Below are 12,897 nucleotides of genomic sequence, written 5' to 3' on the forward strand. Positions count from 1 at the left end.
CTGGCGTCATGTTGTACGAGCACCTCGGGGCTCGGCCCCGGATCCATGACACCGCCGTCGTCGCTCCCACCGCCGTGATCTCCGGCGACGTCGAGATCGGCGCGGGCTGCCAGATCCTGCACGGCGCCGTGATCACCGCAGAGGGCGGGCCGATCACGCTCGGCGAGCACGTGATCGTGATGGAGAACGCCCTGATCCGCGCGACCGCCGCGAACGCGGTGCACATCGGGGCACACACCCTGATCGGGACTCTCACGAGCATCGCGGGGGCGACCGTCGGGGAAGAGGTCTTCTTCGCCTCGGGTGCCCGCATCTTCAACGGCGCTCTGGTGGGGGCGCGGTGCGAGGTGCGTGTGAACGCCATCGTCCATCGTCGCGCGGTGCTGCCGGAGGGCACGGTCGTGCCGATCGGCTGGGTCGCGGTCGGTGATCCTGTGCAGCTGCTGTCGCCGGATCGCGAGGCCGAGATCGCCGCCGCACAGCCAGATCTCGACTTCCCCGGCCACGTGTTCGGCGTCGATCGCGACACCCCTGATCTGATGGTGCAGCTCACGGAGCGCTACGGCAGCTCGCTCGCGCGTCACGCCGGCGACGTGCGCATCGACGATGCCCGCGAAGGTCGGTGAGGGTCGCGTGGCGGAGGGTGAGGGCCTCGTGCGTCCGGATGTGGATGAGGCCGGTGCCGAGACCATCGCGCGCGAGTGCTACGGCCTGGTCGCGACGGCGACCGAGCTCGGCAGCAATCAGGATCGGAACTTCCTGCTGACGGCGTCGGACGGCACGCGCAGTGTGCTCCGGATCGACAACCCGGTGTTCGGCGACGACGCCCGCGACGCGCAGCACGCCGCTCTCGACGCCTATCGCGCCGCGGGCCTGGCCGTTCCTGCGGTGCTGCCTGGTCTCGACGGGGAACTCACCCAGCGTTGGGGCGGCTTCGCGGCACGACGCAGCGAGTTCGCCGAGGGAGAGCCGCTGGTGGACGCGGGCTACCTCGCCCCGGTGGTGCTGGCGGAGTTCGGCGCGCTCGCGGCGGCATCCGTCAACGCCCTCGCGGAGCTCAGGCACCCCGGCCTGGACCGGGACCAGATGTGGGACATGCGTGTCGCGTACGAGCAGACGGTGGCGCTGGCCCCGGCGATCGCCGACGACCCGTTGCGCACGCGCGTGCTCGCGGCGGCGGAGGAGGCGCGCGGGGCGCTGGCGGCGGTGGCGACGGAGCTTCCCGTGCAGCCGATCCACGGCGATCTCACCGACGACAACGTGATGGGACGCCGGGGCGCTGACTCGAGACTGCACCCGCACGCCGTGCTGGATCTCGGGGACCTGGGTCTCGGGTGGCGCGTCGCCGAGCTCGCCGTCTGCGTCTCGTCGATGCTGCACCACGAAGCGGATCGGCCGCTGCGGGTGCTCGAGACGATCGCCGCTTTCCATGCGGAGGCGCCGTTGAGTACGGCCGAAGCCCGCGCGGTGTGGCCGCTGGTCGTGCTGCGGGCGTCGCTGCTGGTCGCCAGCGGGTGGCGGCAGCTCGAGATCGACGGGGCGAACGACTACGCCAGGGAGCGGATCGCGGGGGAGCAGGCCATCTTCGACGCGGCCACGCTGCTGCCGCTGGCCGAGATGACCGAGCATGTGCTCGCCCGGATCGGGATCGATGCTCCCGAGTTCATCGTCCCGGAGCTCTTCTCACCCCTCGCTCCGGGGCGGCACGAAGCCACCTCTGTGGCGCCGTTGCTCCCTGATCTCGGTGGGGAGGTCCTGATCGTGGACCTCGACGTCGAGTCCGGCGCACTCGATGCCGGACGTTGGCTGGACCCTGACGCCGAGACCGCGCTTATCGCGTCGCTTCTCGGACGCGGCACCGTCGTCGTCCCCTACGGATTCTTCCGTCTGACGCGCGCGGCGATCGATCGCGCGGATTCGACCGAGACCTGGCCGATCGATGCGGAGATCCACGTCGCGCCCGGTCGGCAGCTGCGCGTCACCGCGCCGGTGGGTGGACAGCTCGAGCGCGAGGACGGTGTGGTCAGCATCCTTCTCGACAGCCTCTGGGTGCTCGAGGTCCGCGGGCTCCAGGAAGAGGCGCAGAGGGCGACGGCCGTTCGAGCGGGTGACACGATCGGCATGCTCGGTGTGTCCGACCAGCCGCGCGTGCTCACGCTGTGTCTCCGCCGCATCGATGCTCCGTCGCTGGACAGAGCCGGCGTCGGAGCCGCGCTCGTGACCCCGGAACGTGTTCCCGCCTGGATCCGTTTCACCGCCGACCCGGCACCCCTGCTCGGCCTTCCGTCGCTCGTGGAGCAGGACGAGTCCGCGGAAGAGCTCGAGCGTCGCAATGACATCTTCGCGGCCGCGCAGGAGCGCTACTACGAGCGACCTCCGCAGATCCAGCGCGGCTGGCGGCACCACCTGGTCGACACGACGGCCCGCTCGTACATCGACATGGTCAACAACGTCGCGGGCCTCGGACACGGTCATCCGAAGATCGCGGACGTGGCGAATCGTCAGTTGCGCACGCTCGCCACGAACTCTCGGTTCCTGTATCGCGAACTCGCCGAGTACAGCGAGGCGCTGCTCGCCCTCATGCCCGACGACAGCGATCTCGACACCGTGCTGCTGGTGAACAGCGGTTCGGAGGCGGTCGATCTCGCGATCCGTCTCGCACAGGCCGCCACCGGCCGCCGCACGGTCGTCGCGCTGCGCGAGGCGTACCACGGCTGGACGATGGCGAGCGATGCCGTCACCACGAGCGCGTATGACAATCCCTTCGCCCTGGCCACGCGTCCTGACTGGGTGCACGTCGCCGATGTGCCCAATCGCTTCCGTGGCACCTACCGCGGAGCCGACACCACTGATCGCTATCTCGCGGATCTGGCGGATGACCTCGAGGACCTGCAGCGGGATGACCGGCAGGTCGCCGCATTCCTGTGCGAGTCGATCCTCGGCAACGCCGGGGGAGTCCTGCTGCCGGACGGCTATCTCGCCGGTGCGTATGCGCAGGTCAGAGCGGCCGGCGGCCTCTGCATCGCCGATGAGGTGCAGGTCGGGTTCGGACGCATGGGGTCCTCGTTCTGGGGCTTCGAGCAGTCCGGCGTGATCCCCGATATCGTGACGATCGCGAAGCCCATGGGCAACGGATTCCCGATCGGCGGGGTCATCACCTCGAAACGCATCGCGGATGCGCTCTCGACCCAGGGGCAGTTCTTCTCCTCGGCGGGAGGCAGCACACTCAGCTGCGCGGTCGGCCTGGCCGTGCTCGACGCGATGGTCGAGGACGGTCTGCAGCGCAACGCGCTCGACGTCGGGGCCCGGCTGGCCGAGGGGCTGCGAGGCTTGGCGACACGGCATCCGCTCATCGGCGTCGTGCACGGCGAGGGGTTGTATCTCGGCGTCGAGCTCGTGCGCGACCGGGAGTCGATGGAACCGGCGGCGTCTGAGGCGGCGGCGATCTGCGAGCGTCTGCGCGAGCTCGGAGTGATTGTGCTGACCACTTCCGAGCGATCCAACGTGCTCAAGATCAAGCCGCCGCTGTGCCTGACGGCGCAGAGCGCGGATCAAGTCGTCGCGATGCTCGATCGGGTGCTCTCGGAAGGCTGGTAGTCAGCGGGGTCAGCTTCGAATTCCGCACCCTTTCGCAATGTTAAATGCGTATTTCGTACCCGTTTTGGGGATTGCGCTGAGGAATACCGGGGGTACATAGTGATGCTCAGCGTCAGACGACCCGATGTCCGACCCATGCGCTGTTCCCCGAGGAGTACACATGGCCACGAAGACCAAGCCGCTCGCCCAAGGAGGCGGGACGCTCAAGCGTAATCTCGGATTGTGGGCCATCGTCGGCCTCGGTCTGGGGTACATGACCCCGACTGTCGTCTTCGACACGTTCGGCATGGTCGCCCGCGACACCGACAACGTGGTGCCCGCGGCGTACCTCGTCGCCCTCGTGGTCATGGTGTTCACGGCGATCAGCTACGGCAAGATCTCCAGCGCGATCCCGAGCGCCGGATCCGCCTACACCTACGTGCGGGAGTCGATCCACCCGAACCTCGGCTTCATGGTCGGCTGGACCTCTCTGATCGATTACGTGCTGCTCCCGATGGTGAACTGCCTCATCATCCGCAGCTACCTGGAGGCGCTGTTCCCCGACATCCCCGGCTGGATCTGGGTGGTGCTGTACTGCATCCTCGTCACGAGCATCATCTACATGACGATGCGCGGCACCTCGAACCTCAACATGATCCTGCTGGTCTTCTCGATCGTGGTGATGGTCGTCTTCGTGGTCCTGGTGATCGCGCAGCTGATGCGCGGCGAAGGCGCCGCGACAATCGCCTCGATGGCTCCGTTCTTCCACGATGGCGCGACGATGAGCGCCGTGCTCATGGGCGCGACGATCGTGTGCTTCTCGTTCATCGGCTTCGACGCGGTCACGATGTACGCGGAGGAGGCGAAGGATCCGAAGATCATGCCGAAGGCGATCCTGCTGACGGTCCTCCTGGGCGGCGCGATCTTCCTGGTCGCCGGTTACCTGTCGCAGTTGCGCTTCCCCGACTGGAACGAGTTCGCACCGGGCGGAGACATGCAGTTCGTCGAGGACTCCACGCTCCCGATCATCGGCAACCTGGTCGGAGGGCCGGTGCTGATGGCCGTCCTGACAGCGGCCGGCTTCTGCGCCACGCTCGCCTCTGGCCTGGCGTCGCACGCCTCGGTGTCGCGCATGCTGCTGGTGATGGGCCGCAACAACGTGCTGCCGCAGAAGGCGTTCGGCTACATCAACCCCCGCACGCACACCCCGACGTTCAACATCGTGCTGGTCGGGGCGATCTCGCTCCTCGCGATCCCGTTCACGCTCGAGCTGATCGCGGCGTGGATCAACTTCGGCGCGCTGATCGCCTTCACCTTCGTCAACATCTCGGTGATCGCGTGGTTCGCGATCCGCAAGGGACGCCGCAAGACCCCTGCCGACATCTTCAACTTCATCGTGATGCCGGGAATCGGTATGGTCCTCACCGGGCTCCTGTGGGCGAACCTGCACGAGGATGCTCTGCGCGGCGGTCTGGTCTGGACCGCGATCGGCCTCGTCTACCTCGCCATCATCACGAAGGGCTTCCGCAAGAAGGTCGTCGCCTTCGACGAGAACCAGGCCGTCACGGGCTTCAACAAGGTGGTCAAGGTGCCTGTCGACGAGAGCTGACGCGATATCCCGAGACGAGAAGAGCCGCCTGCCCGAGAAGGGAGGCGGCTCTTCCGTGTGAATCGATCGCTGATCAGATGACGCCCTGGGCGAGCATCGCCGCAGCGACGCGCTCGAAGCCGGCGATGTTCGCGCCCGCCACGTAGTCGCCCGCGACATCGTGGCGCTCGGCCGCGTCGAAGGCGGCGCTGTGGATGTCTGCCATGATCTCGCGCAGCTTGTTCTCGCTGTCGCCGAAGGTCCAGCGCTGGCGGGACGCGTTCTGGCTCATCTCCAGTGCAGAGGTCGCGACACCACCGGCGTTGGCTGCCTTACCGGGAGCGAAGAGCACCCCGGCCTTCTGGAACGCCTCGACGGCTTCGGGAACACAGGGCATGTTGGCACCCTCGGAGACGGCCCGGACGCCGCCGGCGATCAGAGCCTCCGCATCGGCGAGGCTGACCTCGTTCTGCGTGGCGGACGGCACGGCGATGTCGACCGGTACCTCCCAGACGCTGCCGCCTTCGACGAAGCGTGCGCTCGGACGACGGTTCGCGTATTCGACGATGCGGGCGCGCTCGACCTCCTTGAGCTGCCGGAGCAGGTCGAGGTCGATGCCGGCGTCGTCGACGACATAGCCGGAGGAATCCGATGCCGTGACGGCGGTCGCGCCGAGCTGGGTCGCCTTCTGGATCGCGTAGATCGCGACGTTGCCGGAGCCCGAGACGCCGACGCGCTTGCCGGCGAGCGAGTCGCCGTGGACGCCGAGCATCTCCTGCGCGAAGAACACGGCGCCGTAGCCGGTGGCCTCGGTGCGCACCTCGGCGCCACCCCAACCGGTGCCCTTGCCGGTGAACATGCCGGACTCGTGCCGGTTGGTGACCTTGCGGTACTGGCCGAAGAGGTAGCCGATCTCACGGCCGCCGACACCGATGTCGCCCGCGGGGACGTCGGTGTGCTCGCCGAGGTGACGGTAGAGCTCGTTCATGAACGACTGGCAGAAGCGCATGACCTCGGCGTCGGACTTGCCGTGCGGGTCGAAGTCCGATCCGCCCTTGCCGCCGCCGATGCCCTGACCGGTGAGCGCGTTCTTGAAGATCTGCTCGAAGCCCAGGAACTTGATGATCGAGAGGTTCACCGACGGGTGGAACCGGAGTCCGCCCTTGTACGGGCCGAGCACCGAGGAGAACTGGATGCGGTAGCCGCGGTTGACCTGCAGGCGACCCGCGTCATCGACCCACGGCACGCGGAACATGATCTGACGTTCCGGCTCGACCAGACGCTCGAGGATGCCACCGTCGACATACTCCGGGTGGCGATCGAGCACCGGTGCGATGGAGTGCAGCACTTCGTGCACGGCCTGGTGGAACTCCGGCTCGTGCGGGCTGCGCGACAGCACGGTGTCGAACACGGTCTGCACGGACGGGGCGAGCGGATGGAAGGCAGGAGTCGTTACGGTCACGCGGATGATGCTTTCTGATGGGGGATGGTGGTGCAGGCGATCGTGTCGCGTGATGCGGCGCCGGATCGGGCGCGAGATTTCACTCTAGCGGGCACCCCGGAACCGTCGGCTCGGACGGTCGAGTGTCACCCGGTATTCTGCAGGCCCGCTGCGACACCGCTCACGGAGAGCAGCAGAAGCCGCTGCTGCTCGGCATCGGCACCGGAACCGGTGGCTTCGGTGTCGCCGGCCGAGCGCAGCGCGCGCAGTGCCCGCAGCTGCAGGAGCGACAGGGCATCCACATACGGACTGCGCAGTTGCACGGCCCGCTGCAGGATCGGCTTGCCCTCCAACAGGCCCTCGCCGCCGGTGAGGCGGATGACCCATTCCCTGGTGAGCGCGAGCTCGTCGAGCACCAGTGCGGCGAGGTCGTCGCGGTCGCCGAGAGCGAGGTACTGGCGAGCGATGCGCTCGTCTGTCTTCGCGAGACTCATCGCCACGTTGTCGATCATGGTGCGCAGCAGCGGCCATTCCCGGTACGCCTCGACGAGCAGGTCCTCGTCGCCGACGGCCTGGAGCGCGGTGCCCAGCCCGAACCAGCCGGCGAGGTTGATGCGCGCCTGGGTCCATGCGAACACCCACGGGATCGCCCGTAGATCCTCGAGCGATTCCACCGAGAGGCCGCGGCGCGCCGGACGCGAGCCGAGCGCCAGCAGCCCGATCTCCTCGAGGGGGGTGACGGTGGCGAACCACGGGGCGAAGCCCTCGGCCTTCACGAGCGAGAAGAAGCGTTCGCGTGAGGCCGCATCCATGGTGGCCGCGACCTCGGCGTACCGGGCGGCCGCGCCGCTGGTGCGCTTCTCGACGCTCGGCGACGAGGCCAGCAGCGTGGCTGCGGCGACCTGGTCGATGTGGCGCATCGCGATGGCTGGCTCGCCGTACCGGGCGAAGATGACCTCGCCCTGCTCGGTGAGCTTGAAGCGACCATCGACCGAGTGCGGGGGCTGCGCGAGGATCGCGGAGTTCGCCGGCCCGCCGCCGCGGCCCAACGCACCGCCGCGGCCATGGAACAGGGTCAGCTCGATGTCGGACTCCTGCGCCCACAGTGCGATCTTCTCCTGCGCCTCGTAGAGCGCGAGGTTCGCGGCGACCGGGCCGACGTCCTTCGACGAGTCGGAGTATCCGAGCATGACTTCGAGCTTGTTGCCGGTCTCGGCCATGCGAGCCCGGAACTCGGGGAACGTCACGGCCTCGGCCAGGATCTCCGGCGCCGCCTGCAGGTCCGCGAAGGTCTCGAACAGCGGGACGACGTCGAGCACGGGTGCGTCGTCGCCCAGCGCGTACTTCGCGAGGCGGTGCACGTTGGCCAGGTCGGAGGCCGCCTGCGTGAACGACACCACATAGCGTCCGGCGGCGCGCAGGCCGCGCTCGCGCTGGATGTCGGCGATCACGCGGAAGACCTCCAGCACCTCCTCGGTCTGCGCGCTGATCGCCGCACCCGCATCGAGCTCGGCGAGAGCCTTCGCGTGCACCTGGGAGTGCTGGCGCACCTCGAGCTCGGTGAGGTGGAAACCGTAGGTCTCGACCTGCCAGATGAGGTGCTGCACGCCGCCGAAGGCATGACGCTTCGCGCCGCCGGCCGCGAGCGACGACTGCACGCTCCGCAGATCGGACAGCAGCTCCTCCGGGCGTGTGTAGCGCAGTTCTCCTTCGCCGTGCCTGGTCGCGGCGACGCGGCGCGCGAGCACGAGGAGCACGCGGCGGTGCGGTTCGTCGGGGGAGCGGGTGGCGAGTTCTCCGGCGACGCCCGGCTCTGCGGCGGCGAAGCGCTCCCACAGGGCGATCACCTCGGGGCTCGGAGGCGTGCCTTCCGCGTCGAGCGTCAGCGTGCGGCCGATGCGCTCGAGTGCACGCTCGAGTCCACGGAGCACGTGGTCGGCCGCGATGTCCGACGCCTCGCGGGTCACCGACGCCGTCACGAACGGGTTTCCGTCACGATCGCCGCCGACCCAGGAACCGACGCGCACGAACGCCGGGACGATCGGTGCGCTGGAGCCGGAGTCGTCACCGCGGAGTGCGTCGTCGATGCGGCGGTACACGTGGGGGACGGTGGTGAAGAGCGTCTCGTCGAAGACACCCATGACGGTACGCACCTCATCCGTCGGAGACGGCTTCTGAGAGCGCAGCGGGGCGGTGCGCCAGAGCGTGTCGATCTCCTCGAGCATGCGGCGGTGGGCGCGGTGCGCCTCGGCTCCACCCGTGCTCGCCGCGTCATGCTGGGTCAGCAGCTCTGACAGGCGGCGGATGCTCGACGAGACCGCACGACGGCGGGCCTCGGTCGGGTGTGCGGTGAAGACCGGGTGGAAGCGGAGGCCCTCGAGGCGACGGCGCGCCTCGTCTTCTCCGACCTCGCTCTTCAGCTGGGCGTATGCGGTGGCGACGGTGTCTGCCATCCGGCCGGGGACGTCTGGCCGGCCCTGGGCCCCTGAGCCTGTCGAAGGGTCCGGCTGCCCCGCCCGCTCGCGAAGCACCCGCACCCGCTGGTGCTCCTCGGCGAGGTTGACCAGGTGGAAGTAGCACGTGAAGGCGCGGGCGACCTCGTCTGCCCGTGCGACGGTGAACGACTCCGCGATCGCCGCAGCCCGGTCGAAGGCGTCGGGCGTCTCTTCGTCGTAGGCCTGGATCGTCGCGAGGCGCAGGCGCTCGACGTCTTCGAACAGGGCGTCGCCGCCGGCTTCGCGCAGCACCTGTCCGAGCAGGACGCCGAGCATCCTGACGTCATTGCGCATCGCATCGGGAATGCCGCGGCCGGCCTCGAAGCGGCCGATCACGCGGATGGCCTCGGTGTTCGTGGGCTCGGGGAAGGTGTGTTCGGGGGTCACGATTCGAGCGTATCCCGGCTCGGAAGCATGGATGACACGCATGACAGGACGTGACGCGGGGCGACCGGCCTCCGGCACCGCGCGGTGCGCGAATCGCCAGGGGCCGCCCGTGCCGACGTCCACCGACCTAGCATGGAGGCGATGCGCATCTCAGCGAACCCTCTTCGCGGGCAACAGTTCCCCGCCGTCCTCCTGCTCGTGGCAGCGGGGCTCGGCCTCCTGCTCGCCAACCTGCCGACGCACGATGCGGTCGCTGCCGTCCTCGACTTCCACATCGCGGTGCCGGGCACCGGGCTCGACCTCTCGATCGCGCACTGGGTCTCGGATGGGCTCCTCGCCCTCTTCTTCCTCATGGTGGCGATCGAGCTGCGGCACGAACTGACGCACGGCGAGCTCGATTCCGTGCGGAAGGCCGTGCAACCGGCGATCGCGGCGGCGGGCGGTGTGATCGCGCCTATCATCGTGTATCTGCTGATCGCGGGCGACGGCGCCACGGCAACCGGCTGGCCGATCCCGACAGCGACGGACATCGCCTTCGCGTTGGGCGTGCTCGCGATGTTCGGGCGCGGGTTGCCCTCGACCGTGCGCGTCTTCCTCTTGGCGCTCGCGATCCTCGACGACATCATCGGGATCGTCTTCATCGCCGTGCTCTTCGCCAACGATGTCCAGTGGTTGCTCATCGGCATCGCAGGCGTCGGCGTGGTGGTCTTCTGGTTCCTCAGCAGGATGCTTCATGAGCGAGGCCACGTACTGATCGCCGTTGCGATGGTCGTGGTGGGGGTCACCACCTGGGGTGTGGTCGCGGCATCGGGTATTCACGCCACGATCGCCGGAGTGCTGCTGGGCCTGGTGATGTCGCCTGTGCCCGCCGGTCGTGCGCGGCACGCACTGGAACCGACGGTGAACGGAGCGGTGCTTCCGCTGTTCGCTTTCGTGGCGGCGTTCGTGATGATCCCTGCCGTGTCTCCCTCGCAGCTCTCCCCGGCGTTCTGGGCCATCGTCGTGGCTCTGCCCGTCGGAAAGATCATCGGTATCTCACTCTTCGGTTTCATCGCGATGCGCATCCGCCCTCGTGGCGCCGCCCCCGCCCTGCCGTTCTTGGACATCCTGGCCGCCGGTGCCTTGGGCGGCATCGGCTTCACGGTTTCGCTGCTGCTCGCCAACCTCGCATTCGCCGCCGATGACGTCGTCCGCGACCAGGCCATCCTGGGCGTGTTGGTCGGTTCGTTGATCGCACTCGTCCTGTCCGGGGTCCTCGTCTCGTTGCGCGCGCGCTGGTACCGTCGGGTCGCGTCCGCGTCGTCGTGAGCCCGCCTCTCCGCGAGGACGACAGCGTCGACGAGTTCTCGGCCGGCGATCTCTGATCAAGCGAAGGAACAACCGTGAGCACTGGCGACACCGCCCGCGAAGAACATGATCCGCTGCGTGCGGCGGCCGAGACCATGCAGGCCGTGCGAGAGCGGTGCGTGTGGTCGCAGCGCATCACCCACCGCGACCTGGTGCCCTACCTGATCGAGGAATCCCACGAGGTGATCGACGCTGTCGAGAGCGGCACGCGCGCCGATCTGCGGGAGGAGCTCGGCGACCTGCTCTGGCAGGTGCTGTTCCATTCCGCGATCGCCGCGCAGGACCCGGATGACCCTTTCGACATCGACGACGTGGCCCGCACACTGACCGAGAAGATGGTGCGGCGGCACCCGCACGTCTTCGCGGATGCCGTGGCGCGCACTCCGGAGGAGGTGCTGGTGCACTGGAACGCCGCGAAGGCGGCCGAGAAGCGCATGCGCAACAGCGTCCTCGACGGCGTGCCGCGGGGGATGCCTGCCCTCGCTCTCGCGCAGAAGCTCGTCGGGCGCGCCGCCGGCGTGGGCGTGGTCGTGCCCGTTTCCGCGGCGATGGATGCGCCGAAGACCGAAGCCGAGCTCGGCGATGCGCTGCTCGCGTTGGTCGATGGCGCTCGGGCGAACGGCTGGGATGCCGAGCGCGCCCTGCGTGAACGGCTGCGCGTCGTGGAAGCCGATGTGCGCGCGGCGGAGTCCGGCACCTGACCGCACGACACGGTGGTGCCGACAGACCTGGGAAGATGGTTCCGTGGCTACTGTGAACCCGCCGCGCGGCATGCGCGACATCCTCCCCGCCGACAAGGCCCGCCGCGAGCGTGTGCTCTCCGTCATCCGTGAGCGCTACCTCGCCCATGGCTTCGACGAGATCGAGACTCCGGTCGTCGAGGAGTACAGCCGTCTGCACGCCGGGATCGGCGGCGACAACGAGAAGCTCGCCTACAACGTGCTGCGTCGCGGGCTCGATGCCGAGGCGATCCGGAATGCCGCCGATGACCCCGCCGCGCTCTCCGATCTCGGGCTGCGCTACGACCTGACTGTTCCACTCGCCCGCTTCTACGCCAGCAACCGCGGACAGCTGCCTGCGGTGTTCCGCTCGATCCAGATCGGACCCGTGTGGCGGGCCGAGCGTCCGCAGAAGGGCCGCTACCGCCAGTTCGTGCAGTGCGACATCGACATCATGGGCGACGACTCCTCACGCGCCGAGGCCGAGCTCATGGTCGCCTCTCTCGATGCGGTCGACGCGCTCGGGCTCGAAGGTGCGACGGTGCGGATCAACGACAGGCGCGTGCTGGACTGGATGCTCGACAGCTTCGGCTTCGCTGCCGAGGAGCGGCCCGGCGTGCTCATCACGATCGACAAGCTCGACAAGATCGGACCGGACGGCGTGGCTGCCGAACTGCGCGAGCGGGGTGCCGCGGCATCCGCCGTCGACGCGTTCGAGGCCTTCCTCCGCCGCCCCCAGACCATGGAGTACAACCCGTTCGGGGAACGCCAGATCCGCAAGGCTCTGCCCGAGGACGCGCCGGACGTGATCGTCTCGCACCTGGTCGGCATCGGCGAGGCCGTCGCAGCGGGCCGCGCGCAGTCCGACATCCCGCTGGTCTTCGACCCGTTCCTCGTGCGCGGCATGGGCTACTACACCGGCACGATCTTCGAGCTCGCGCACCCTTCCGTCGACTACTCGCTCGGTGGTGGCGGGCGCTACGACGGCATGATCGGCCGGTTCCTCGGGCAGCAGGTTCCCGCGGTCGGGTTCTCGCTCGGCTTCGAACGGCTGGTCGACCTGGTCACCGCGGGCGCGGATGCCGAGGCGCAGGCGATCGTGCTGATCCACGACGCCGATGTGCCGGTCGCCGAGCTGCTGGCTCACAAGACGGCGCTGATCGGTACGGGAGCCCGGGTGCGCCTGGAGCGCCGCACCAAGAACCTCAAGGCGCTGCTCGAGCGGGCATCCGCCGAGGGCTACACCGGATTCGCGACCGTCATGGCCGGCGCGACGGAGCTCGAGGTCAAGCTCCTCGGCTGACCGATGCCGGTGCGCGGCTCGTGTGCCGCGCCGAATGCAGG

Annotated in this window: 8 protein-coding genes; 6 read left to right on the top strand and 2 right to left on the bottom strand. The window is 68.7% G+C overall.

Translation table 11 applies throughout. From position 1 onward, the window contains the following. Positions 1–8: 8 nt before the first annotated feature. From MRBLWO12_RS02605 to MRBLWO12_RS02615, 3 genes are all read left to right on the top strand, one after another. A complete protein-coding gene (locus MRBLWO12_RS02605) occupies positions 9–626 on the top strand; it encodes a gamma carbonic anhydrase family protein (protein ID WP_363552408.1) in 618 nt (205 codons plus the stop codon). Next, positions 607–3,597, top strand: a complete 2,991-nt coding sequence (locus MRBLWO12_RS02610; RefSeq protein ID WP_363552410.1) for an aminotransferase — start codon at positions 607–609, stop codon at positions 3,595–3,597. The genes MRBLWO12_RS02605 and MRBLWO12_RS02610 overlap by 20 nt, the downstream gene beginning before the upstream one ends. 160 nt (positions 3,598–3,757) lie before the next feature. Beyond that, on the top strand, positions 3,758–5,185 hold the full coding sequence (locus MRBLWO12_RS02615) for an APC family permease (protein WP_363552412.1): 1,428 nt from the start codon (positions 3,758–3,760) through the stop codon (positions 5,183–5,185). Between the two features lie 73 nt (positions 5,186–5,258). On the opposite strand, the gene gdhA is transcribed toward MRBLWO12_RS02615, so the two are convergent. After that, a complete protein-coding gene (gene gdhA / locus MRBLWO12_RS02620) occupies positions 5,259–6,626 on the bottom strand; it encodes an NADP-specific glutamate dehydrogenase (RefSeq protein ID WP_363552414.1) in 1,368 nt (455 codons plus the stop codon). Positions 6,627–6,751: 125 nt separating this feature from the next. After that, positions 6,752–9,487, bottom strand: a complete 2,736-nt coding sequence (locus tag MRBLWO12_RS02625) for a phosphoenolpyruvate carboxylase (RefSeq protein WP_363552416.1) — start codon at positions 9,485–9,487, stop codon at positions 6,752–6,754. Between the two features lie 141 nt (positions 9,488–9,628). Here MRBLWO12_RS02625 and MRBLWO12_RS02630 point away from each other — a divergent pair, with 141 nt between their 5' ends. The 3 genes from MRBLWO12_RS02630 to hisS all read left to right on the top strand — a co-directional run bounded on the left by MRBLWO12_RS02630 (position 9,629) and on the right by hisS (position 12,856). Then, a complete protein-coding gene (locus tag MRBLWO12_RS02630; RefSeq protein ID WP_363552418.1) occupies positions 9,629–10,795 on the top strand; it encodes a Na+/H+ antiporter NhaA in 1,167 nt (388 codons plus the stop codon). Between the two features lie 134 nt (positions 10,796–10,929). Next, positions 10,930–11,535: a MazG family protein gene (locus MRBLWO12_RS02635; RefSeq protein ID WP_363558500.1), complete on the top strand. Its 606-nt coding sequence runs from the start codon at positions 10,930–10,932 to the stop codon at positions 11,533–11,535. Positions 11,536–11,605: 70 nt separating this feature from the next. Then, positions 11,606–12,856: a histidine--tRNA ligase gene (hisS, locus tag MRBLWO12_RS02640; protein WP_363558502.1), complete on the top strand. Its 1,251-nt coding sequence runs from the start codon at positions 11,606–11,608 to the stop codon at positions 12,854–12,856. Positions 12,857–12,897 lie beyond the last annotated feature (41 nt).

Origin of the sequence: Microbacterium sp. LWO12-1.2, assembly GCF_040675875.1 — a bacterium.
GTDB lineage: Bacteria > Actinomycetota > Actinomycetes > Actinomycetales > Microbacteriaceae > Microbacterium.

What these genes read in the sequence shown, in the direction of transcription:
- MRBLWO12_RS02605 (WP_363552408.1), top strand. Translation starts at nt 9, where the DNA reads ATGTTGTACGAGCACCTCGGGGCTCGGCCCCGGATCCATGACACCGCC.
- MRBLWO12_RS02615 (WP_363552412.1), top strand. Translation starts at nt 3,758, where the DNA reads ATGGCCACGAAGACCAAGCCGCTCGCCCAAGGAGGCGGGACGCTCAAG.
- MRBLWO12_RS02630 (WP_363552418.1), top strand. Translation starts at nt 9,629, where the DNA reads ATGCGCATCTCAGCGAACCCTCTTCGCGGGCAACAGTTCCCCGCCGTC.
- MRBLWO12_RS02635 (WP_363558500.1), top strand. Translation starts at nt 10,930, where the DNA reads ATGCAGGCCGTGCGAGAGCGGTGCGTGTGGTCGCAGCGCATCACCCAC.
- hisS (WP_363558502.1), top strand. Translation starts at nt 11,606, where the DNA reads ATGCGCGACATCCTCCCCGCCGACAAGGCCCGCCGCGAGCGTGTGCTC.
- MRBLWO12_RS02610 (WP_363552410.1), top strand. Translation starts at nt 607, where the DNA reads ATGCCCGCGAAGGTCGGTGAGGGTCGCGTGGCGGAGGGTGAGGGCCTC.